The organism is Flavobacterium facile (assembly GCF_036321945.1).
GTDB lineage: Bacteria > Bacteroidota > Bacteroidia > Flavobacteriales > Flavobacteriaceae > Flavobacterium > Flavobacterium facile.
Window position 1 is genome coordinate 1 of record NZ_JAZAYT010000021.1, and the last position, 23,353, is coordinate 23,353.

At 30.5% G+C, this 23,353-nt stretch carries 19 protein-coding genes; 13 read left to right on the plus strand and 6 right to left on the minus strand.

Features of this window, described 5'->3' with window-relative positions; all coding sequences use genetic code 11:
• The first annotated feature begins 53 nt into the window (after positions 1–53).
• The 5 genes from UEQ13_RS00595 (at position 54) to UEQ13_RS00615 (ending at position 5,859) form a co-directional block, all read left to right on the plus strand.
• A complete protein-coding gene (locus tag UEQ13_RS00595; RefSeq protein WP_329804339.1) occupies positions 54–1,058 on the plus strand; it encodes an IS30 family transposase in 1,005 nt (334 codons plus the stop codon).
• A gap of 150 nt (positions 1,059–1,208) precedes the next feature.
• Complete coding sequence (locus UEQ13_RS00600; RefSeq protein ID WP_329804416.1) at positions 1,209–2,270, plus strand: ligand-binding sensor domain-containing protein; 1,062 nt, start codon at positions 1,209–1,211, stop codon at positions 2,268–2,270.
• Between the two features lie 227 nt (positions 2,271–2,497).
• Positions 2,498–3,295, plus strand: coding sequence for a helix-turn-helix domain-containing protein (locus UEQ13_RS00605; protein ID WP_329804417.1), 798 nt, complete (start codon positions 2,498–2,500; stop codon positions 3,293–3,295).
• Between the two features lie 82 nt (positions 3,296–3,377).
• A complete protein-coding gene (locus UEQ13_RS00610) occupies positions 3,378–4,970 on the plus strand; it encodes a S41 family peptidase (protein ID WP_329804418.1) in 1,593 nt (530 codons plus the stop codon).
• 7 nt (positions 4,971–4,977) lie between these two features.
• Entirely contained in the window at positions 4,978–5,859 is an 882-nt protein-coding gene (locus UEQ13_RS00615) for a pepsin/retropepsin-like aspartic protease family protein (protein ID WP_329804419.1), read from the plus strand.
• Positions 5,860–6,090: 231 nt separating this feature from the next.
• Here the strand turns inward: UEQ13_RS00615 and UEQ13_RS00620 are convergent, their stop codons facing one another.
• From UEQ13_RS00620 to UEQ13_RS00630, 3 genes are all read right to left on the minus strand, one after another.
• On the minus strand, positions 6,091–8,052 hold the full coding sequence (locus UEQ13_RS00620; RefSeq protein WP_329804420.1) for a response regulator: 1,962 nt from the start codon (positions 8,050–8,052) through the stop codon (positions 6,091–6,093).
• A gap of 38 nt (positions 8,053–8,090) precedes the next feature.
• A complete protein-coding gene (locus UEQ13_RS00625; protein WP_329804421.1) occupies positions 8,091–8,534 on the minus strand; it encodes a response regulator in 444 nt (147 codons plus the stop codon).
• Between the two features lie 79 nt (positions 8,535–8,613).
• Complete coding sequence (locus UEQ13_RS00630) at positions 8,614–10,728, minus strand: PAS domain-containing sensor histidine kinase (protein ID WP_329804422.1); 2,115 nt, start codon at positions 10,726–10,728, stop codon at positions 8,614–8,616.
• A gap of 606 nt (positions 10,729–11,334) precedes the next feature.
• Between UEQ13_RS00630 and UEQ13_RS00635 the strand changes: the two genes are divergently transcribed.
• Positions 11,335–11,793, plus strand: a complete 459-nt coding sequence (locus tag UEQ13_RS00635) for a ferritin-like domain-containing protein (RefSeq protein WP_329804423.1) — start codon at positions 11,335–11,337, stop codon at positions 11,791–11,793.
• Between the two features lie 24 nt (positions 11,794–11,817).
• A complete protein-coding gene (locus UEQ13_RS00640) occupies positions 11,818–12,621 on the plus strand; it encodes a hypothetical protein (protein ID WP_329804424.1) in 804 nt (267 codons plus the stop codon).
• Positions 12,622–12,676: 55 nt separating this feature from the next.
• Here UEQ13_RS00640 and UEQ13_RS00645 read toward each other — a convergent pair whose 3' ends face one another.
• Both UEQ13_RS00645 and mnmD read right to left on the minus strand, forming a co-directional pair.
• Complete coding sequence (locus UEQ13_RS00645; protein ID WP_329804425.1) at positions 12,677–12,874, minus strand: hypothetical protein; 198 nt, start codon at positions 12,872–12,874, stop codon at positions 12,677–12,679.
• A gap of 102 nt (positions 12,875–12,976) precedes the next feature.
• Positions 12,977–13,645 carry a tRNA (5-methylaminomethyl-2-thiouridine)(34)-methyltransferase MnmD gene (gene mnmD, locus UEQ13_RS00650; protein WP_329804426.1) on the minus strand — a complete coding sequence of 223 codons (669 nt, stop codon included), beginning with the start codon at positions 13,643–13,645 and terminating at the stop codon, positions 12,977–12,979.
• A gap of 184 nt (positions 13,646–13,829) precedes the next feature.
• On the opposite strand from mnmD, the gene UEQ13_RS00655 reads away from it, so the two are divergent.
• The 6 genes from UEQ13_RS00655 (at position 13,830) to UEQ13_RS00680 (ending at position 21,426) form a co-directional block, all read left to right on the plus strand.
• Positions 13,830–15,179: a DEAD/DEAH box helicase gene (locus UEQ13_RS00655; RefSeq protein WP_329804427.1), complete on the plus strand. Its 1,350-nt coding sequence runs from the start codon at positions 13,830–13,832 to the stop codon at positions 15,177–15,179.
• Between the two features lie 202 nt (positions 15,180–15,381).
• Positions 15,382–17,310, plus strand: coding sequence for a BatA domain-containing protein (locus UEQ13_RS00660; protein ID WP_329804428.1), 1,929 nt, complete (start codon positions 15,382–15,384; stop codon positions 17,308–17,310).
• Positions 17,307–18,557, plus strand: coding sequence for a dihydroorotase (locus tag UEQ13_RS00665; protein WP_329804429.1), 1,251 nt, complete (start codon positions 17,307–17,309; stop codon positions 18,555–18,557). The genes UEQ13_RS00660 and UEQ13_RS00665 overlap by 4 nt, the downstream gene beginning before the upstream one ends.
• On the plus strand, positions 18,557–18,868 hold the full coding sequence (locus tag UEQ13_RS00670; protein ID WP_329804430.1) for a hypothetical protein: 312 nt from the start codon (positions 18,557–18,559) through the stop codon (positions 18,866–18,868). Before UEQ13_RS00665 ends, UEQ13_RS00670 begins: the two co-directional genes overlap by 1 nt.
• A gap of 4 nt (positions 18,869–18,872) precedes the next feature.
• Positions 18,873–19,511: an alpha/beta hydrolase gene (locus tag UEQ13_RS00675; protein ID WP_329804431.1), complete on the plus strand. Its 639-nt coding sequence runs from the start codon at positions 18,873–18,875 to the stop codon at positions 19,509–19,511.
• A gap of 1 nt (position 19,512) precedes the next feature.
• Positions 19,513–21,426: an acyltransferase family protein gene (locus UEQ13_RS00680; protein WP_329804432.1), complete on the plus strand. Its 1,914-nt coding sequence runs from the start codon at positions 19,513–19,515 to the stop codon at positions 21,424–21,426.
• A 280-nt stretch (positions 21,427–21,706) separates the two neighbouring features.
• Here UEQ13_RS00680 and UEQ13_RS00685 read toward each other — a convergent pair.
• On the minus strand, positions 21,707–23,353 hold a 1,647-nt coding region (locus UEQ13_RS00685; RefSeq protein WP_329804433.1), incomplete at its 5' end, for a T9SS type B sorting domain-containing protein.

Genomic DNA, 23,353 nt, shown 5'->3' on the forward strand with positions numbered 1-23,353 from the left:
GGAGAATTCAATAACTTAATGCAACAAATGATAATTTTTATCTTTGTTGAATTATGGAAAAAAAGCACAAACGACTTACACTAAATGAACGCATTATTATTGAGACTTTACTCTATGAAAATAAGTCTAAAAGTTATATTGCAAAGCATCTAAATAGAAATCGTTCTACTATTACTCGAGAAATAAATAGTTGGATGCACAAACCAACCGATAAATACAATGCAACTTTAGCAGATTTCTTTGCAAAAGAAGAGTATTTAAACAAAAGAAATCTTGATAAAATAAATACTCATAAAAAACTTAAACTATTTGTTTACAGAGGCTTATTATGTGGTTTTTCGCCAGAACAAATTGCTGGAAGAATTAAAATTGATTATCCTAACAATAGTATTATGACAATCTCTCATGAAGCAATTTATCAGCATATTTATAAACATAGACAGTCAAGATTAGGCAAAAAACTCATACAACTTCTACCCTATCATCATTCCAAAAGAAGATACAATAGAAAAGGTGGAAAAAACAAAATACGAATCAAAGACCAAGTAAATATTAGCCAAAGACCCAACAGTGTTGAGTTACGAAACGAAGTTGGACATTGGGAAGGAGATCTAATGATTGGTGTAGGACAAAAAAGTGCCATCGGAACAATTGTAGAAAGAAAAACAAGATATGTTTTCATTATTAAATTAGAAAATAGAAAATCCGAAACCGTGACACAACAATTTGCAAAACACTTGAAAACACTACCCAAATACACTGTAAAATCAATGACTTACGACAACGGAATGGAAATGGCAAATCACAAATGGCTATCAAATAACACTGGAATGGATATATATTTTGCTAATCCTTATTCTTCCTGGGAACGTGGAACTAACGAAAACACGAACGGTTTAATTAGGCGTTTTTTCCCTAAAGGAACTGATTTTAACACCATAACAAACAAACAACTAAAACATGCTGAATTAACTCTAAACAATAGACCTAGAAAGGTTTTAGGGTACAAAACACCTCAAGAAAAAATGAATCAAGAAATCACTAACTATATAGCATAAATCAAGCCTATTTCGGAAATAACTTTTGGTCAATTAAAAAGACCAAAAAAGTTATTCTGAAATTAGACAAAATGAAAAGAAAATACTAATTTTGATTAGAACAATATTAACTGACCTTGTTGCGTTAAGGTCTTGAATCCGCCGACCTGAATGGACAAATTATTTAGAATAATATATCTAATTTTTTTATTATTTCTGAACTTTTCTTGTGTTGAAAAGAAAGCAACCGAAAAAGAAATTAAAAAATCTGAAATTGTAAGAGCTTCAAAAAGCGAGACCTTAAAATTCACTTCTGCAATTCGTGCTATCTTTCAAGACAGTAAAGGCAATTATTGGCTTGGAAGTCATAATGAAGGAGTAAGCTATTATGATGGAAAAATATTTCAATATTTCAACAACACTAATGGGTTACTAGACAATCAAATACGTTCAATAGAAGAAGATAAAAACGGAACTATTTGGCTTGGAACTGCAAATGGGGTGAATAGTTATGATGGAAAAAAGTTTACTACTTATACAACTCAAACAAATAACCCAGCATTAGAATGGAATAAAACTAGTGGCGATTTATGGTTCAATGCAGGCGAAAAAGATGGAGTAAATCGTTTTGATGGAAAAAAGATGAACTACTTAATTTTTCCAAAACCCAAAATTAAAAATGTTGAGAATTCATTCGGGGTAACGGATTTATCTAAAGATAAAAATGGTAACCTTTGGATATCCACATATGCTGCATTATTTAGTTATGATGGCAAAATGACAACTATTTTTGAACATGAAAAATTAAAACTTAAAGCCAATGAGAATTTGCACATAAGAAGTGTATTAGCAGATTCCAAAGGACGAATTTGGATAGGGAATAATGGTATTGGAGTTTTACTAATGGAGCAGGATAAAACAATACATTTTTCAGAGATAAACGGACTCATTCAAAAGAATAGTAGTAAAAATGGAAATCTATCACCAACTGGGACAATGGAACACGTTTTTGCAATTGAAGAAGACTCAGAAGGTAATATTTGGTTTGGTGATAGAGATACAGGAGCTTGGAAATATGATGGCAAAAATGTAATACACTACACTATCAATAACAAACTTTCGACCCCAATGATTTGGTCAATATATAAGGACAACAGCAACAATTTACTTTTTGGAATGGCAGAAGGTGGAGTTTATAAATTTAACGGAAAATCTTTTGATAAAGCGTTTTGATTAGAAATACGAACGCACAACAGGCGTTTGGCAAGATTGCGAATTTTATAGTAAATTCACGTTTATTTCTCGCAAGAAATTTTATCTTTGATAGAAAATAATTGGTTAGTAAATTCGTAAAACAGTCAATCCCTAAAGCTTTGACAACCATTTTAACACACTGTATCACACTATAAAAGTTCACTGATTTTTATACAAAATAAATAGTTTATGATTAATTGAATAAAATGAAAACAAAGATAATTTACCCTAAAAACTCTTTATTAAAAGAAGTTATTCAATATTTTCTATTTATTACAAAAAATGATGATGAGATCATAACTCAGTTATGCTATCCAAATACAAATCATTGCCTAAGCATAATCAAAGGAGGTGAAATGATGGAAGTAAATAAAAACGAATATCACATTTTGCCATCAACAAAAAATAGTAGTTATTTAACAGGCATCTACAAACAACCAATAAAGATTAACACAAAACAACCTTATCAAGAATTATGCATAAACTTTAATCCAATGGGTTTGGAGGCCATTTTTGGAGTGAATTTTTCACAAACTATTTTCAAAAACAATGTGCTGAGTGAAAACAAAAACTGGAGTCCTTTGTTTGAAATTGTTTTTAGTAATAATTCTTTGGAAATTATTCAAAACGAAATTGAAAGTTTTTTTATTTCTCTTTTACATGACGAAATGTTTTCTAATAGTTTGTTATTCAACAAAACACTAAAAGCAAATCAAATCGAGGAACTAAATGATTTACTATGCAAAAGTTATCGTTCTACACATAGATATTTTGTTAATCAATTACAAACGACACCAAAAGAATATTTACAAATTCAAAAAGTTAGAGAAGCTATGCCTCTAATTCTAAAAGATATTCCGTTAATAGAAATCGCATTTTTATTAAATTTTACTGATCAATCTCATTTTATTAAAACATTTAAAAAATACACAAATAGTACTCCGTCACAATTTAAACAAACCGGTTGTCTGGTTGATAATATGCTAATTTGGAATTTGGAATAAACCTCAAAATACTTGGCAGATTTTTACAATTTTTATAGTCTTAGAAATTTTACTTTTGACCTTAACAAAAAAAAGTAAAGAAATGAAAATTTATGTAAAACTAATATCAGTAATTGTAACACTTTTGTGTTTTTCAAATGGAAAAGCTCAAAACAGTAATAAACCCGTTAAATATCTTGAAGGTACTGCTCAACTCACAAATTCTGAAATGTTGGTTGATTACGATTCTTTAGTGTCTTATATAAATCAAGTAAGTCCAATTGTTCAATTCAATAAGGAAGTAAGGAATATTGACTTTAACAAACACGCTAAAAAGATTAAAAAGAAAATAACTTCAAAAACCACTATGGAGGAATACCTCCTTTTGATAGAAAAAACTATAAATGCTGCACAAGACGGACACAGTAATAGATTAAGCACTTCCCTGTTAGATATTGTAAAAAAAGTTTGGATTCCACAAGGTTATGCATCTGGTTTAGATACACTTGATTTTCCACATAGTTATAAGTTCGAAAAATTTATTAAAGAAAGATTTTATACCAAGTCGAAATTAGAACTTGTTTATATAAATGGAGAGTATTATAATCTTTTACCATTTTCATATAAAGGGAAAAACTATCCAGCAGCAATGAAATTAATAAGTTGTAATAATAAAGAAATTCATCAATTTGTTAAGAATATGGAAGAATTAATTTCTCCATTAAGATGGGATAGAGCCAATAGAAAAGTATATCACGAAAATTTTTATACTGTAGGTGAAATATATAAAAACAATCAATTAAAATTAGCTTTTATTGACAATAATCAAGTAAAAAAAACAATATATATTACTAAAGATGAAACAGTTACTTTTCTTGAAGAGAAAAAAAATAATTTTGGATATAATACTAATAAAGTTCCGGTAATTACTCATTACTTTGAGAAAGAACAAATCTTTTATGGCAAAATCCCTACAATGGATGAAAAGTTTGGAGATACTTTAACCAAACATTTTGAAACCGTAATAAAAAAATTTCCTGTAAAATCAATTGTTTTAGACGTTCGAGGAAATGGAGGAGGTAGTGATAATACTTACGGTAAATTTTTAGGGAAAATATTGAAAGATACCATAAAAACAAACCTGACTGTCGGACGTATATTGAGCCCTTTAAATTTTAAATATTATGATATGAATAAGGATTCTATAGCTGCTTATGGCTTGAGTTTAATAAAGGATGGACCAAAACTGAAAAATCTTAAAATGTTTTACAATATCATCCCAAATTATAGTTTTTTCTATCCAGAAAAAGAAATTTTACCTTTTGAAGGAAATATTTATGTATTACAAGATCGATTTATTTTTTCTTCAACAAGTAACTTATCAAGTTTAGCTTATAAAAGTAAGAAGTTAATTAGCATTGGTGAAATGCCAAATTTATTAGGCGGTATGCAAAACATTACTTCTGTATTTTGCTTACCCTATAGCAAAGTTATTTTTAGACTAGAACCTCAAATTGATTTTACAGATTGCAAAACTGTTGCTGATATTTTTCAAAATCAAGTCGAACATTTTGTAACCTATCCTATTGATTTTTTACACGAACGCACTACAACTAATGAAGATATATTTGGGAAAAACTTCTTATTGCAAAAAGACCCTATGTTTAAAAAAGCTGTAGAACTAGAACATAAATAATACAAAAATGAAAAAAGGATTATTACTTTGTTTTATACTTTTATATTTAAATGCTTTTGCTCAAAAATCAATCGTTAGCGACAGTATTCCTCTAACAATAAACGATCAAAATACAATTATTATAAAGGCCATTTTCAATGAAAAAGACACTCTAAATCTTAACTTTGATACCGGAACAACGGAGTTAATTTTAATAAATGATGTAGTAAAGAATAAACTTAAATCTGCTCCAAAACTTTATACAACTTCATACAATTTGAAAATTGGAAATACCATATACAAAACTAAAGTTTATGATGCCGAATTAACAGGACACGGAACAGACGGAAGGTTTGGTTGGGATATTTTTAAAGATAAAGTTGTTGAAATAAATTATGATAAAAAACTATTAATTATTCATTCAATTTTACCAGTAAACATAGAGGGAAATTCAAAATTTACAAAACTTGCCATAAAATTTTATGAAGAACTTTTTTTGATTGAAAGTGAAATTAAAGAAAATGGCATATCCAATAAGGATTTATTTTTGTTTGATACCGGTTATCAAAGAACCGTTATGTTAGATAACGATTTGCTAAAACAAGGGAAATTTCCAATCGAAAAAATGAAGTTTATAAAAAAAGTGATAATGAAAGGAGCACAAGGAAATGAAATTCCTGTAATTACATCAAATTTAAAAGCATTAAAAATTGGAAAGTATAAGTTAAAAAACATTCCTATACAACAAACAACAGGAAACAAACCATTAAAAAATAAAAACATACACATTTTGGGTAATGAAGTTTTAAAAAGGTTTAACATATTTTTAGACTTCCAAAACAATTTTGTTTACCTAAAACCAAACTATTTATTTAAGGAAAAATACATTGATAAAAAAAACGGCATTTAACAGACGTTTTACATGATTTCGAATTTCGTAGTAAATACCCGTTTACATTTCGCAAGAAATTTCATCTTTGATAGAAAATAATTGTTTGTAAAGTTCGCCACCTGACCAAGCACTGGACCGTTATAAATTAAAGAGCTAACATAGAACCTAATCCAATAAAAACATCAAGGCTAATTTGTCACTTCTTTCTAACAAAAGCTACAGAAGAAATTTAATGAGGTAACTTTTGAGTTAATTATGGAAGTACTTTTGTAATAGTGATTCTAATTCCGTTTTGTTTACTGGTTTTCTTATATAATCATTGAATCCGGCATCCAAAGATTTTTCTCTATCCCCATTTAATCCGTAAGCTGTTTGAGCAATAATGACCACTTCTTTGTTAAATTGACGAATATTTTGCGAGGCTTCGTATCCATCCATAATAGGCATTTTAATATCCATCAACACTAAATCAATGTCTTTATTATTATGGCAAGCTTCAACTGCATCAGCACCATTATCTACATTTAAAATTTCTTTACCAAAAGGCTGGACGGCTTTATTAATATACAGTTTTGATATTTGGTCGTCTTCTGCAATCAGAATTTTAATCTTTTTTAGAGGAACTAGAATTTCATTGTCAAAGACAACGTTTTTAGCAACTAATTTTTCTTCTAATTTATTGTCGTAGGGAATGGTAAAGTAAAAAGTACTTCCTTTTCCTTCTTTACTTTCTAACCATATTTTCCCGCCAAGCATTTCTATATATGCTTTAGTAATTGACAATCCAAGACCCGCACCTTGCTTTGCATGAATGTCTTCGATATCCGCTTGGACAAAACGCTCAAAAATAGCTTTCTGCCTATCTTTTGGAATCCCAATACCCGTATCTTTTACATAAAATTCCAATTCTTTGTTGCTATTCTGAATGGAGGATTCCGTTTTCGCTTTTAAAACATATCCCATTTCTATAGAACCTTTGTTCGAATATTTAATTGCGTTTTTAATAAGGTTTGAAAGAATTGAAAACATTTTTTCACGGTCAGTAGTAATGATAGCTTCGTTTGCTGGTAATGCGTTTTTGAAGAAAAGTTGCATTCCTTTGGCTTCAACTTCTGGTTTGAAAAAAGTATAAATATATTCTACTTGCTCGTTTATATTCGAATCTTTGATATTCATTTTCATTAAACCAGATTCTATCTTTGAAAGATCAACAATATCGTTGATTATATTTAGCATGCGTTTGCCACTTTTCTCAATTATCTCAATATACTCTTGCTGTTCTTCAATGGTCAATCCAGGGCCTTTTAATAATTCTGCAAACCCTAAAATGCCATTCATAGGCGTTCGAATTTCGTGACTCATATTCGCTAAAAATGCTGATTTTAAACGATCACTTTCTTCAGCACGTTCTTTGGCAATAACCAACTCTGCTGCACGTTTTTCTTTTTCTTCATTTTGAAAAGCAAGTTCTTTGTTGGCAATAACCAACTCTGCTGCTCGTTTTTCTTTTTCCTTGTTTTGAAAAGTAAGCTCTTTGTTGGCTATTAATAATTCATTAGCTCGTTTTTCTTTTTCTTCATTTTGAAAAGCAAGTTCTTTGTTGGCAATAACCAACTCTGCTGCTCGTTTTTCTTTTTCCTCATTTTGAAAAGCAAGTTCTTTGTTCGCAATAACCAATTCTGCTGCTCGTTTTTCTTTTTCCTTATTTTGAAAAGTAAGCTCCTTGTTTGCTATTAATAATTCATTAGCTCGTTTTTCTTTTTCTTCATTTTGGGCTTCAATGAGCGCATTTTTTTCTTTTAGTTCTAATTCATCTTTTTTTCGCTTTGCTTCCAACTCATATTCCTTTAAGGCTCTTTTAATTGCAGGGATCAGACGCTCAAGTTTGCTTTTAAGGACATAATCAGTTGCGCCGTTTACCATTGCATCAATAGCCCTATCTTCGCCAATAGTTCCTGAAACAAAAACAAAAGGAATGTGACTATGGTTTTGGCTTGCAATTTTTAAGGCCTCACTTCCTTGATAACCAGGCATACTATAATCAGACAGGATAATATCGATCTTTTTGGTCTTTAAAAAATGAATAAAATCATCTTTATTTTCTACCAAATAATAATCATTTTCAATACCGCTACTTTGAATAATTGCGTGTATTAACTCAGAATCATTTTCAGAATCTTCTAGGTGCAGTATTTTTATATTACGATCCATTTTGAAATTTTTAAAAGTTGTCTTGCAAATAGAATTAATTATAAAATAATTGGAGGCGGTTGATTCACAATCGCCCAATATTGGCCCAAAATTTTTATAGCTTCCATGAACTGGTTAAAATCAACGGGCTTTACCACATAGGAATTAGCACCTAATTTATAACTCTCAACCAGATCTTTTTCCTCTCGAGAAGAGGTGACCATAATTACAGGGATTAACTTAAATTTGGAATCATTGCGAATGTGCCTAAGCACTTCAATTCCGTTCATTTTAGGCATTTTTATATCTAAGAGAATTACTGCTGGAAAGCCATGTTCATCAATGAATTTACCACGTTTATAAAGGTAATCCAAAGCCTCTTCACCGTCTTCAGCAACAATAATTTCGTTGGCCATATTATTTTCAGAAAGAGCTGCGATAGCAAGTTCTACATCTTTGGGACTATCGTCTACAATAAGAATTCGTTTTATTTCTGTTTTCATGTGTACCTAATTTATTTTTATATTTTGACGTTTGTGTGATGCCTTTATCCATCAAGATTCGTTTCCTGATTTTTGTTTATTAACTGTTCTTTATTGGAATACTAAAGAAAAATGTGGCGCCTTTGCCAACTTCACTCTCCGCCCAGCAATTTCCGCCATGCCGCATAACAATTCTGTTCACATTGGCCAGGCCAATGCCAATTCCTTCAAAATCTTTGGCTTTATGCAGACGCTGAAAAACGCCAAATAGTTTATCTGCATACTTCATGTCAAATCCTACACCATTATCTTTTACGTAAAACATAGCTTTATTACTCTCCATTTTACCTCCAATTTCAATGCAGGATTTATCAAGATTACGTGAATATTTCAGCGCATTAGAAATTAAATTTATCCATACCTGATTGAGTAAATTTTCATCGCCCCATGAATCTGGTAGTTCTGCTATTTTTATCTCAACATTTCTTCCTTCCAATTCAATGGTAAAAGATTTTAATACATGGTTGACTATTTTTTTGGTATTAATTTTGGTTCCTTGCAAATCAGACCTTCCCAATCTTGAAAATGTTAATAAGGCATCAATCAGATTCCCCATTTCGCTAGTAGATTCTGAAATAATGTTCAAATACCTTATGCCACTATCATTGAGCTGAACTGAATTATTTTTAATTAGTAAATCCACAAAACCACAAATATGTCTTAGTGGAGCGCGTAAATCGTGAGAAACAGAGTAGCTAAATGCCTCCAATTCATTATTTGCAGATTCAAGCTGAGAAGTTCGTTCGATAACTCGCTGCTCTAAATTTTTATTCATTTTTGTGATTTCTTCTTCGGCTTGTTTTCTCTGCGTGATATCATTACCTTGAGCGATAGTGGCAATCAGTATTTTTCCATCCGAAGACATTATATTTGCTGAATTCCATAGAATTATTCTTTCAGAACCATCGATGTGAGCAATATTGATTTCTTCAACCTTCATCTGCTCACCCTCAAGTGTTTTCTTAATAAGATCCATTGAATTTTCGACAGAAGTAAGTGGAAAGAGAATTTCCAAAGTTTCGCCAAAAACATCTTTTTCAGCTCTCCCAGTAATGTTTTCGAAAGCTTTGTTGAACCGTGTGATTTTATAATTCTTGTCCCATACAATAATTGGAGCATTTGCAGAATCGATCAAACTCTCCAAATACTCATTGGTTTCCCGGCGTTCCTCGTTGGCAAGACTTAACTCTTCTGCCCGTATTTCTATCTCTTTTGTTTGTTTGGCCAGTTCAAGCATTTGTTTTCTAACGAGTGAAATATCTGTTGCAAACTTTAATATTTTGAAAGGTTTGCCAGATGCATCTAAAATGGGATTGTAGCTACTTTGTAACCAAACCGTTTTTCCGTTTTTGTCAATTCTCTTAAACTCACCTTGTATAAATTCACCGTTTTTTAAATTTTCCCAGAATTGGTGGTACTCTTTTGAAGCAACATAATCCTTCATAATAAAAATACTATGGTGTTTTCCCACAATTTCTTTTTCTGAATAACCCAACATCTTTGAAAAATTCTCATTAAGACCTAAAATAATTCCATTTAAATCGAATTCTATTATAGCATTCGAATTATTAATAGCATTAAATTGATTGCTTAATTGTTGTTCTTTATCCTTTAACTTTTCATTTATTTGTTTTAAATCTTTGGTTTGTAGTGCCAGTGCAAGTACTTGTTTTCTCTCCATTTTGTTGGCAATGATTAACTCCTCTGCTTGTTTTTCTTTCTCTTTGTTTTGAAAAGCAAGTTCTTTATTAACCTTTCTTAACTCAATTGCCCATACTTGTTCCGTAACATCACGTGCTGCTGCAAAAACACCAAGCACATTTCCTTTATCGTCTTTATAAACGGAAGCATTGTAAAGTACATCTGTTAAATTCCCATTTTTGTGTTTTATGGTCAATGGATAATCTGATACAAAACCTTTTTCAAAAACCTGAAGATAACCCTCCTGGGCTTTTTTTGGATCTGTAAAATAATTGGAGAAGTCGGTATCAATTAGCTTTTCGCGTGGAATACCTGTAACTTTTACTGATGCCTCGTTCACATCAGTTATCTTTCCTTCCGGACTGATAGTTACTAGTGGATCTAAACTGGCTTCAATCAAACTACGGGCGTAATTGTTGTGATTTACATTGCGGATTTTTAATTTTATTGTCATTTTTTCACTCATTTAGGTTAGACGTTAATCTTGTGGATAACATATTTAAACTACCAACTTTGAATTTCTATGAAATGACTTGCTATTTTCAAATTATTTTTAACTCATTGTCTATAAGATACTTATTTGTACATTTTAATTGTTTACGATTCTTAAAGGTACTCTTTTAATTACTTAAAATGAGAAATGAACCAAACTATTTAAAAGTATTGTTTTTATATCTAACTTATTAATAATCAAATCTATAAGCAATTTAAAAAAGTAAACTATTTTACGACCAAAAAACACAACATTTATGAGGTCTAACATCTGTTTTAGATCATAACTAAGTTACGCACCAAACGAAACCGATTTAGTAATTGCACTGAGACTTTTTACTGTGTCACTAAGAATTTCATCAACTGCTTTTATATTTCTTCCCTCCCAATTTCAACAAAAAACCAAACAACCCTACTTCTATTCTCACTTCTTTTGGGAATTTAACATGATTCAAACCCTTATGTAGGAATCAGGAAACAATTTGAAATAATTATGTAAAACTTTAATTCACAGACAGTGATACTTTTACATTATTACAATAAATAATAATTAAATAAAACAGATAAAATGAAAAATGAGAAAACAATTGATGTACTTAATTCACTAATTACCATCAACAACGACAGAATTGAAGGATATAAAACCGCATCAGAAGAAACAGAAGAATTGGAACTAAAATCTTTATTTGCAGGATTCATTTTAACCAGTGAAAAATGCAAAAGAGAACTGGTTGAAGAAGTAAACAAGTTAGGTGGAGAAGTAGCTGAAGGCACGATGGTTTCAGGGAAATTTTTCCGAGTATGGATGGATGTGAAAGCAGCGCTTACAGGTAAAGATAGAAAGGCAATTTTAAACTCTTGCAAATTCGGAGAAGAGCAAGCAAAACAAACTTATAAAACTGCCCTTGTAGATGATTTAGAGTATTTAAATTCTGAATATCAAAATATGATTATCGCTCAGAAAAAATTATTAAAAGCGGACCGCAAACACATCAAAGCATTAGTGTCTGAGTTTGCAGATTCTTAACCAAATCATCCTTTAAATCTAAAAATGATGGAAGCAAAAAAAGAAAACGAAATTATAGTTAAAGCTATAACTGAAGAAAAAACGGAATTGAAAAACATCAATAAAAGTCATAATCCTGGACTAAGAGCCTTATTATCTATAAAAAATTTTAAAGCAACTTTAGAAATAGACTATACGGAATTATTACATATTGAAAACATTTTACAAGAACTGAACAATAAAGGCGCATTGCTTATTGAAACTTCTACATCACCAGAAATTGCAGCACAATGGAATGGTGTTTTACAAAAAGTAACTACAGCCATAACAAGCATTAATAACACGCTTACTTCAGCTAAAGAAAATATCGAACAAAAAGCAAAGGAAGTATATCCTGAATTATGGAAAAAATTGTCTTTACATCTTATTGATTTGAAAGAAAATTCAAAAAAAACTGCTGATATTGGATTCCAATTATTACCTGAAGCTGTTCATTCACAATGGGAGGAAGAATTTGTTAAAATTCAAAGCTCAATAATGGAGAAATTGGTAAAACATGTGGAATCATGCCGGGTTTTATTGCAAATGATTGAACGCTACACACCAGAAGAATTAAATAGTATTACTAAAATTATTGTAGATAAAATTCCATTAGATTTTAGCTATCAGGAAGCTGTGGAATATCAAAACGACTATTATAAAGCACTTGTGAATTTTAAAAATGAATTTAAGGAAGAGAAAAATCTTTGGGATAAATTTTTAGACATTTTAGCAGGTGGCACGCACCAATTACCTTCTGAAAGAGTTATGATGGAACGCTGGCTTGATGGAGAAAAAGAAAATTTATAAGAATAATACTCAAAAAAAATCCCATTTTAATGAATCAAAATGGGATTTTTCTTTTTTAGTTATCTATATAAATTATGCACTGCCTTAATTCTGGTTTTTCTTCTGTGTAACTAAGTAACCATTCTCTTAGTTCATCTAATTCAAAGGGTAATAAAACCCTTGTTGCTTTTTCAAGCTCCTTACAAAATAGTACTACATCAAAACTTACACGTTCTAAAATAGATTTGGTATACATTAAAATTTGTCTCCCCATTATTATACTTTTTTAAGTTGAACAACTGTTAACTCATTATTGTAAATTTACTAATTAAAACAATATAAAGTCTTTTTTGTACTTAAATTTTTAGTTAAAGTTTTACCAATTTTTCAAAGCTCTTAACATTTCTCGCTTTCCAGGTGCTCCAGGTAATTTTAAAGTTTGAAAACCAGCATGTTGCATCGCGTTTTTTATAGACGTTCTACAAGCGTAAGTGGTTAATATTCCTCTATTTTTTAACGATTTGTACATAATTTCAAAAATAACTTCGTTCCATAATTCCGGTTGAACGGTAAACCCGAACGCATCAAAATAAATTAAATCGAAGGTATTTTTATCTGTAATATCGCTAAAAAATTGTTTTCTTTTAGTCAAAGTGAAATTTGAATTTATCTGAATTTCTTCTTCCCAATTTGCCTTATGCATTTTTTCAAAATCAGCTTGTTTATCTAATGCTTCTAATTGTGCTACATAATTCAACTGAGCAATTTCATCCAAAGCAATTGGGTACGCTTCTACTCCAATATAATTGATTTTCAAATTTCGTTTTTCGGCTTCTAACATCGTAATTAAAGCATTCAAACCGGTTCCAAAACCAATTTCTAAAATGGAAATTTCGGAACTATCTTCAAATAAATCTAATCCATTCTTTATAAAAACGTGTTTCGCTTCTTGAATCGCACCAAATTTAGAATGATAGGTTTCATCTAATTCTGGAATATATATGGACGATGAGCCGTCTTGCGTGATGATAATTTCGTGTTTCATTCTTATAAGAGCCAAGTGAAAAGTAAAAAGGCAAAAGTACGTTTTCGAAAATAAAATTCAACTACAATTTTAGCAACAAATTTTAAACTTGAAACTTTAAACCTGAAACTTCAAAACCAACTAACCACCTAAAAGATTGCTTCACAAGGTCTCAATGACTATCTTTGCATAAATTTTTACACAAATGGTTACATTCGAACAACTTAATCTTCCAATTTCGCTACAAAAAGCTATAGACGATTTAGGTTTCACTACTCCAACTCCAATTCAAGCAAAAGCTTTCCCAATCGTTATGTCTGGTAGAGATGTCATGGGAATTGCACAAACAGGAACGGGTAAAACGTTTGCCTATTTGTTACCTATTTTAAAACAATGGCGATTTGTCCATACAGATATTCCGAGAGTGCTAATTTTAGTACCTACTCGTGAATTAGTAGTTCAAGTACACGAAGAAATTGAAAAACTAACCAAATACATGAGCGTTCGTTCGCTTGCGGTTTATGGTGGTGTGAATATAAATACACAAAAAAAAGACATTTATTCTGGTATTGATATCGTGGTGGGAACACCTGGTAGAATCATGGATTTGGCTTTAGATAATGTATTGCGTTTCGACGATTTACAGAAATTAGTTATCGATGAATTTGATGAAATCTTAAATTTAGGATTTCGAGTGCAATTGACTTCTATCTTATCAATGATGCGTTCGAAAAGACAAAACATTTTGTTTTCAGCAACGATGACGGAAGAAGTGGATGATTTATTAGATGAATTTTTCGAATTTCCTGAAGAAGTTTCTTTAGCACCAAGTGGAACTCCGTTGGAACAAATTGAACAACGTGCTTATGTGGTACCGAACTTTTTAACAAAAGTCAATTTACTGAAACATTTATTAGCAGATGAATCGTATAGCCGAATTTTATTGTTTGTCAACAGTAAAAGAATGGCCGATTTCTTATTAGAACATTTAGAAGAAGATTTCCCAGGTCAGTTTGGAACGGTGCACTCGAATAAAACGCAGAATTACCGTTTGAACATGATGGAAAATTTCCAAAATGGTGAAATTAGAGGTTTAGTAACTACAGATATTATGGCGCGTGGTTTGGATATTACCGATATTACGCACGTAATTAACATGCAGTTTCCTGAAATTCCAGAACAATATATGCACAGAATTGGTCGTACCGGTCGTGCCGATAAAGAAGGAATTGCTATCAGTTTTATTGGTCCGAAAGAAGACGAATTCCAATTGGAAGTGGAACTATTAATGCAAACAGAAATTAAAATTCACGAAATTCCAACTGGCGTAAAAATTGAACAACAACGCTTAGAATTCGAGAAAGATCAGAAGAAAGTAAAAACGCTTTTGAAACGTGTTAAAAAAACAGGTGGAGATGCTTTTGAGAAAAAATCTGAGAAAAACAGTAAGGTTAATTTAGGTGGTCCAGGAAAAAGAACTCCAAGAAAAACCGCTTCTCGAAACAGAGGAATTGAAAGAAAACGTGACGAAAAGAAAAGAAAAAGTAATTTTTAGAATCATAAAACGTCAATTCGAGTATTTTTTGTTTATGAAATAAAAACAAAAAATGTATCGAGAATCTTTTAATCTTAATTTTACAATGTTCTCTATACAATTCCTATTCACATCGAAAACACTCGAACTGACGGAAAATTAAACTAAAAACTAATTGCAACAAGTTGATATTTTTAGTATTTTTGAAAAACCTTTTTAAGTAATGCAATTTAAAAACCCAGAAATTCTATATTTTTTATTTCTATTGATTATACCAATTTTGGTACACCTTTTTCAATTGAGACGATTTAAAAAACAAGAATTCACCAACGTTAAATTGCTGAAAGAACTCGAAATTCAAACTCGAAAAAGCTCTACAATTAAGAAATGGTTATTATTAACAACCCGTTTATTATTACTAGCGGCCTTAATTTTAGCCTTCGCACAACCTTTTTTTAAAGCCAAAGATTTCGATAAAAAGAACAACGAATTGATTTTAGTTGTCGATAATTCCTTTTCGATGCAAGCCAAAGGAAATAGCGGCGAATTATTGAAAAGAACCATTCAGGATTTATTAGAAAACACACCAGAAGACCAACAATTATCGGTGCTTACGAATGAAGAAAATTTCTACGACACGAACATTCGTAACATTCAAAAAGAATTACAAAATTTAAACTACTCTTCTACTCCATTTAATCCTGCGGCGATTATTACTAGAATAGAAGCGAAAAAACCAGGCGTTCCGAAAGATATTTTATTCATTTCTGATGCAGTTGGTTTAAAAGACGAATTGAAAAGTAATTTAAGTGAAGCCTCTTCTTTATATTATCAAACCGTTGAAGCGAATGAAACCAATAATATTGCGATTGAAAACGTACAAATTAGTCAGGTTTTAGATCAATTTTACGAATTGAAAATCAGCATTAAATCGTACGGAGATTTTGAAAACGATGTGCCAATTTCAATGTATAATGGTAAAAAATTAGTTGGAAAAGCCTTAATTTCTAAAGAAAAACCTCAAAAAGAGATTTTATTTACCATACCGAAAACGGATTTTCATGGTTATGTTTCGATTCAAGATAACAGTTTAAGTTACGACAATACGTTTTATTTCAGTATTTCGAAACCACAAAAATCAAATGTAATTGCGGTTGGAAATGCAGACAAAAACAAGTTTTTATCAAGAATTTATAACGTAGAAGAATTCAATTACACTTCAACAGAATTGAACACCTTAAATTACAATTCAATTGAAAATGCAGATGCGATAATTTTAAATGAATTGCCAAACATTCCGAATGCTTTATCGGTCACGTTAAAAAATTATTACAGCAAAGGTGGAAACATTATTTTCATTCCGGATGTGAATAGTTCAGTGGAAAGTTATAATTCATTTTTGAGAAATTTCAGCAACAATTCTTTATCAGAAAAAGCCATAAAAGAGAAACAAATTACACAAATCAGTTTCAATCATCCTATATATACTAACGTTTTCGAGAAGAAAGTCAGCAATTTTCAATATCCAAAAACGAATGCTACTTTCACTATAAATGGAAGTAATTTACCTGTTTTACAATACGAAGATAAAAGTGTTTTCTTAGGAAATATCACGAATAAATTAGGGAATTTATTTTTCTTTTCAACGTCGATTAACAAGGATAATTCGAACTTTCAAAACTCACCATTAATTGTTCCAACGTTTTATAATATGGGGCAAAACAATAATAAAACGGGTTTGAATGCCTTTACAATAGGCAATAATAATTATACGATTATTAACGAAACGATTGCAAAAGATAATGTTTTAAGTGTGACAAATGCTGAAAACAGCTTCATTCCGATGCAACAAATTTTGAACAATAAAATTAAACTAACTTTCGGAAATTATCCAGAAAATTCAGGAAATTACGAAGTTTTAAAAGACAAAGAATCTCTTAAAAACATCAGTTTCAATTATCCTCGAAACGAAAGCGATTTATCACAAATTAACGCCGAATATTTTGATTCTTGTACCAAAGTCAATTCGGTTTCTACCTTTTATTCTGACATTCATTCTTCGAGAACGAGCAATGAAGTTTGGAAATATTTTATCATCGCAACACTACTGTTTTTATTACTTGAACTACTAATCCAAAAATTTGTAAAATGAACCTTTTACTAAAAAACGCAACGATACTTGAAAACCAAAATCCATTTCATAAACAACAAGTTGATATTGAAATTACGGATGGAATTATTTCTAAAATAGGAAAAAATCTAACTGTAAAAGACGGTTTTGAAGTTATTGAAAAAGACAATCTACACGTTTCACAAGGTTGGTTAGATACTTCTGTAGTTTTTGGAGAACCAGGTTTTGAAACTACGGAAACTATCGAAAACGGATTAAAAGTAGCAGCTAAAAGTGGTTTTACTTCTGTATTCTTACATTCGAACACAAATCCTGCGATTGACAATCAAGCGATACTTCAATTTATAAAAAGTAAAGCACAAAATAGTGTTTCTAACTTGCACATTGTAGGTTGTTTAACCAAAAATAGTGAAGGAACCGATTTGGCAGAACTTTTCGATATGAAAAATGCTGGAGTGGTTGCTTTTGGAGATTATAAAAAATCGATGACCAATGCGAATTTATTGAAAATCGCGTTTCAATATGTTGACAACTTTGATGGCATTTTGTTCGTACAACCTATGAATAAAGACATCAAAGGAAAAGGTTTTGTGAACGAAGGTATAGTTTCTACAAAATTAGGATTGAAAGGAATTCCAGCCATGGCGGAAGAAATGGAAATTGAAAGAAACATCGCGTTATTAGAATATACCAATGGAAAATTACACATTCCGACAATTACTACGAAAAACTCTGTAGATTTAATTGCGAAAGCTCAAGCGAAAGGTTTACAAATTACGTGTGGTGTTTCGGTGAACAACTTAGTTTTAACAGATGAAGAGTTGGTAGATTTCAATTCGAATACGAAAATTTATCCACCACTTCGTACAGAAACAGACAGAAAAGCTTTGATTGAAGGCGTTTTAAATAATGTGATTTCTGTCATAACTTCTGACCATTGTCCGGTTAACATCGAACAAAAACAATTAGAATATGATTTAGCCGATTATGGTTCGATTGGTTTAGAAAGTGCTTTTGGTGCTTTACAAACGGTTTTACCAACGGAAGTGATTGTGGAGAAATTCACAGCTCAAAAATCGTATTTCAACATAGAAAATTCAACAATTTCAGAAGGAAACAAAGCAGATATTACGCTTTTCAATCCAAATGAAGAATGGGTTTTCGGCAAAGAAAACATACTTTCTTTTTCTAAAAATTCTATTATGATGGGTAAGAAAATGAAAGGAAAAGTATACGGAATTATTACAAACAATAAAATTGAAATCTAATGGAAGAACATAAAGTAAATGCGATGATTAGTCATTTTACAATCATCGGAACAATTGTAGCACTAATGATGAATACCGAAAAAAAGAACGGATTTGTTAGTTTTTATACGCGTCAAACTCTAGGTTTATTTTTGTGTTTTCACTTGGGTGGATATTTTATCGGGTATTTAGATAGTTGGATAGCATCAACAGCTTATTGGGCTTTTTTCGCTTTACTTTGGTTAATTAGTTTTGCTGGTTTAATGAATAACGAAATGAAATTGGTTCCTGTTTTAGGAGAACAATTTCAAAAATGGTTTAAAAATTTATAAAAATATGAGTCTAGAATATATAGTAAAAGCTCCTACAGAAATTAAAGAAAAAAACGGCGCTTTAATTTTGCTTCACGGTTATGGAAGTAATGAAGAAGATTTATTTTCTTTTGCGCCTCAATTACCAGAAGATGTTTATGTAATTTCAGTTCGTGCGCCTTACGATTTACAACCTTACGGTCACGCTTGGTATGAAATTACGTTTGATGCCGATGAAAATAAGTTTTCAAACAACGAACAAGCCAAAGAATCTTTACAAGTAATTGCTAATTTTATTGATGAAATTTCAGAAAAACTACCTTTAGATAAATCAAATATTTCCTTAATTGGTTTTAGTCAAGGTGCGATTTTAAGTTATGGAATGGCGTTTACATTTCCTGAAAAAATTAATAAAGTTGTGGCTTTAAGTGGTTATTTAAACGAACAAATTTTACCAGAAAGTTTCGATGTAAATACAATCAAACATATTGATTTTTTTGCTTCACATGGTTCTCAAGACCAAGTTATTCCAGTAGAATGGGCTAGAAAAACGCAACCTTATTTAGAGAAATTAGATTTGCAAGTTGAGTACAAAGAATACCCTGTAGGACATGGTGTAGCACCACAAAATTTTTGGGATTTTAAAAATTGGTTAGAAAAATAAAATGAATACAAAGGAACACAAAATTTCAAATTACCGTCCAGATATAGATGGCTTAAGAGCTGTAGCTGTACTTTTAGTTATCTTATTTCATTCAGGTTTTGAAGCTTTTTCTGGGGGTTTTATTGGCGTTGATGTCTTCTTTGTCATTTCAGGATATTTAATTACTTATACCATTTATAACGAATTATTAAACCAAACTTTTACATTTAAAAACTTCTATCTAAGACGAATTAGAAGAATTTTTCCGGTACTATTTTTCATGATAGTTATCACCTTAGGAATTAGTTCCTATGTTTTATTTGCTGATAATTTTGAAACTGCAGGTCGTTCCGCATTACATAGTTTTATTTCAACTAATAATATATTTTTATACACGAATCAGACCAATTATTTTACTGAAAATTCTGAATTTAATCCATTCACACACACTTGGTCGTTATCAATTGAAGAACAGTTTTACTTTATTTGGCCGATAATTTTATTGCTTTTTGTGAAGTTTCTAAACACAAAATATTTAAAACCAATAATTTACTTGTTTTTTATTGGGTTTTTCATTGTTTCAGAATATTACGCTTATACTGATAAAAATTTCAGTTATTTCATGTTACCAGCCCGATTTTTCGAATTGGGAATTGGAGCCATTTTAGCCATTCATTGGGATAATTTAAAACAAATTTCATCTAAAATTGCTCATTTATTTTCTCTTTTAGGAATTGTAATGATATTGGTGCCAGCCTTTTTATTGAACGGAAATTCTATTTTTCCGGGGCATAATGCTTTAATTCCTTGTTTAGGAACAGTACTTTTAATTATTTCGGGAAAATCAGAACAAAAAGGAATTATAAATCAAATACTTAGCACAAAGTTGTTTGTAAAAATTGGATTAATTTCCTATTCCCTTTATTTATGGCATTGGCCTTTTATTATATTTACAAAATATTTTTCAGCATCATTTACAGGATTTAACAGAATTACGATTTTAGCATTAATCTTTGTAATTTCTTACTTATCATGGAAATATATCGAATTGCCTTTCAGATATAAAGTAAAGTTCGATTTTAAAAACACTATGCTAAAATTATTTCTACCAGCTTTAATTATAGTTGTTGGATTATATGCCGTAATTGATAGCAAAGATGGTTTCCCAGAACGATTTCCAAACTTAACAGAATTTAATCCAAAAGAAAATTTTCCAAATAAAGTCAGAAAAAGATGTTTTGATACGTTTCAAATTGGCAATTGTGAAGATTGTTTTTTAGGAATAAAAAAAGACACACTTGATGGCGTTTTAATTGGAGATTCTTTTGGAAATCACTCCGCAGCTTTTGTTGATATTTTAGCAAAAAATGCTGGTTTATATCTACATGATACTAATGCTGGAGGTTATCCATTATTTACCATTCACGATAAAAACGGAAATGCTTTATTTGATAAACAATATGCTATTGACCGATTTGATTTTGCTAAAAAACATAAAACTATTGTAATTGCTGCAAATTGGGATGAACCTTGGAGTAAACCTGATAATAAAACATATCATGAAACCATTGAAAAAATTGGTGAATTGATACGATTGAAAAAAGATGTTTATATTATTGATTGTTTACGATTTACATCTGAATCCAATTTACATAAAGCAAAATTATATAAAGCAGGAAGAAATTATTTTTTTAATGAGACCGATTTTAGTTTACCAAAATATGACAGACCTAATGATTATATTGTTTACGAATTGAAAAAGAGATTTCCTTCTATAAAAATAATTGATTTAAATGCGATTATGTGTCAAAGTAAAACTTGTAATATCGAAATAGAAAATCAAATTGTTTATCGAAATTTTAATCATCAAAACACTTCCGGAATGGAAATTATTTCAAAATACTATTTATCTGAATTTGGAAATCCTTTTAAATAATATTATTAAAAACTTGTAATACATATTCTTAAAAAGAGGATTAAATATTACTTCTAAAGAGTTAAACAAATCAATACAAACCAATTATACTATAATTCTGACTCTTCAAATTATTAAAATAACTTAATGTAGTTTTTAAATACATCAATTAAAATTACATTTATTCAATCCATTATGGATTCTAAAAATAAGGTTGCTTAATTATTATCTCTATTTAAAAGGTATTATATAAAAAAATGGCTGTCAAAATTGACAGCCATTTTTGTTTTTATAAATGCACTTATCGTTTTAAAGAGAAGTGAGATTTAAACACTTTTTGTTGACCATTTTCTGTATAATCAAGTGTGAACCAATAATCTGTTGAAGGCATTTGTGCTCCATTATAAGTTCCATCCCAGCCTGGACTTCCATCAACAGTGCTTATTTGTTTAATCAATTTACCGTATCTATCAAAGATGTATAGTTTAGCATCTGTTTGATTTAATCCAATTATATTCCATGTATCATGAATACCATCTCCATTTGGAGTAAAATATTTAGGGTAATCAATTACAATTACTTTTATTGATAAATTAGTACAACCATACAAATCAGAGACTAATATTTCATGTTCACCTGCTACAACTCCAGTAAACACATTAGAATCTTGCCAAGCACCACCATCTAATGAATAAATCAAACTAGATGACCCAATCGGATTTACAGTAACTGTAATTGTAGAATTATTGGTAAATGCATCTGACACAGTAGCCGTAAGAGCTGTAGCTGGATTTTCCTCACTAACAATTGCTATATCAGTTTCTATACAATTTGTAGTATAGGTAACATCTATAACTTCAACTTTATAAGTACCTTCTGTAGTTACTTCATAAGTTGAATTAGTTTCTCCGAAAATCTCCTCATATAAGTTAGTAACTGTATTTAACTTAAACCATCTGTATCTGAAATTAGCATTAGACAACTGTGTGCTTAAGAAATAACTTTGGAAGGTGTTTCCTGCCGGATCAACACAAATATGACCGTCTGTTAAATCTGGTTTTGGTTTTGGATTTACAAATACTGTTATATTAACAGCATTACTTTCGCATCCATTCAGCCTAGATTTCACACTATATATAACATAACCTTGATTATTTGTTGTATTGGTAAGCGTTTGTAAAATAGGTGCTGGCGCTATTCCAAATCCGTTTGAAGCTCCTGTTACATTTACTTCTTGTACCACTTCCCAAACTATTTCAGTACCCGCAAGAACAGGAAACGAAGGATTAACTAACAATCCTGCTGTTGTGCCACCACTACAAATTGGAGGTAATGGACTAAAAAACGGAGCACCTGGAATAGGATTCACATTAATTATTCCAGTTGTAAATGGAAGCCCAATACAATTCCCGTTTCTTGGAGTTATTGTAAATGTTAAACGACCTGCAATTTCTTCATCTATTAACTCTAAATTCATAGTAATTACATTTGAAGTACTTGAACCTGATGTACTACCATTTGAAAGCACAACACCATTTACATTACTAACTACCCAATCATAGACTGTTCCAACAGGTGAAGCAACAATTGTTAACACTGTAGAACCATTATTACAAATTGTAGCTGGTGCTATATTTACTCGCTGAATTTCTGGTTTTGTATTTACCGTTATTATAATATCTTGAAAATTACCTTTACAAGTTCCTAAAACAGGACGAACTTGAATAGTTAATGAACTTGGTTGTGTTGGATCTAATAAATTAAGTACTTGATCTATTGTACCTAATCCACCTGTACTTGATAAACCTAAACTATTAATATTGTTATTAAATGTAGCTATCCATTCAAATGTAGCACCTGGAACAGTTGAATTATTAGCTATTAAAACAGCTAAATTCATATTATCGCCATTACATATAGAATAATCAGCTATTTGAGTGATAAATTG

Bases quoted from the DNA above. Each gene is read 5' to 3' on its own strand.
- UEQ13_RS00645 (WP_329804425.1), bottom strand. From the start codon at position 12,874: ATGGGGAGACAAATTTTAATGTATACCAAATCTATTTTAGAACGTGTA.
- UEQ13_RS00620 (WP_329804420.1), bottom strand. From the start codon at position 8,052: ATGGATCGTAATATAAAAATACTGCACCTAGAAGATTCTGAAAATGAT.
- UEQ13_RS00640 (WP_329804424.1), top strand. From the start codon at position 11,818: ATGATGGAAGCAAAAAAAGAAAACGAAATTATAGTTAAAGCTATAACT.
- UEQ13_RS00665 (WP_329804429.1), top strand. From the start codon at position 17,307: ATGAACCTTTTACTAAAAAACGCAACGATACTTGAAAACCAAAATCCA.
- UEQ13_RS00660 (WP_329804428.1), top strand. From the start codon at position 15,382: ATGCAATTTAAAAACCCAGAAATTCTATATTTTTTATTTCTATTGATT.
- UEQ13_RS00630 (WP_329804422.1), bottom strand. From the start codon at position 10,728: ATGACAATAAAATTAAAAATCCGCAATGTAAATCACAACAATTACGCC.
- UEQ13_RS00600 (WP_329804416.1), top strand. From the start codon at position 1,209: ATGGACAAATTATTTAGAATAATATATCTAATTTTTTTATTATTTCTG.
- UEQ13_RS00670 (WP_329804430.1), top strand. From the start codon at position 18,557: ATGGAAGAACATAAAGTAAATGCGATGATTAGTCATTTTACAATCATC.
- UEQ13_RS00595 (WP_329804339.1), top strand. From the start codon at position 54: ATGGAAAAAAAGCACAAACGACTTACACTAAATGAACGCATTATTATT.
- UEQ13_RS00610 (WP_329804418.1), top strand. From the start codon at position 3,378: ATGAAAATTTATGTAAAACTAATATCAGTAATTGTAACACTTTTGTGT.
- mnmD (WP_329804426.1), bottom strand. From the start codon at position 13,645: ATGAAACACGAAATTATCATCACGCAAGACGGCTCATCGTCCATATAT.
- UEQ13_RS00635 (WP_329804423.1), top strand. From the start codon at position 11,335: ATGAAAAATGAGAAAACAATTGATGTACTTAATTCACTAATTACCATC.
- UEQ13_RS00625 (WP_329804421.1), bottom strand. From the start codon at position 8,534: ATGAAAACAGAAATAAAACGAATTCTTATTGTAGACGATAGTCCCAAA.
- UEQ13_RS00675 (WP_329804431.1), top strand. From the start codon at position 18,873: ATGAGTCTAGAATATATAGTAAAAGCTCCTACAGAAATTAAAGAAAAA.
- UEQ13_RS00680 (WP_329804432.1), top strand. From the start codon at position 19,513: ATGAATACAAAGGAACACAAAATTTCAAATTACCGTCCAGATATAGAT.
- UEQ13_RS00655 (WP_329804427.1), top strand. From the start codon at position 13,830: ATGGTTACATTCGAACAACTTAATCTTCCAATTTCGCTACAAAAAGCT.
- UEQ13_RS00605 (WP_329804417.1), top strand. From the start codon at position 2,498: ATGAAAACAAAGATAATTTACCCTAAAAACTCTTTATTAAAAGAAGTT.
- UEQ13_RS00615 (WP_329804419.1), top strand. From the start codon at position 4,978: ATGAAAAAAGGATTATTACTTTGTTTTATACTTTTATATTTAAATGCT.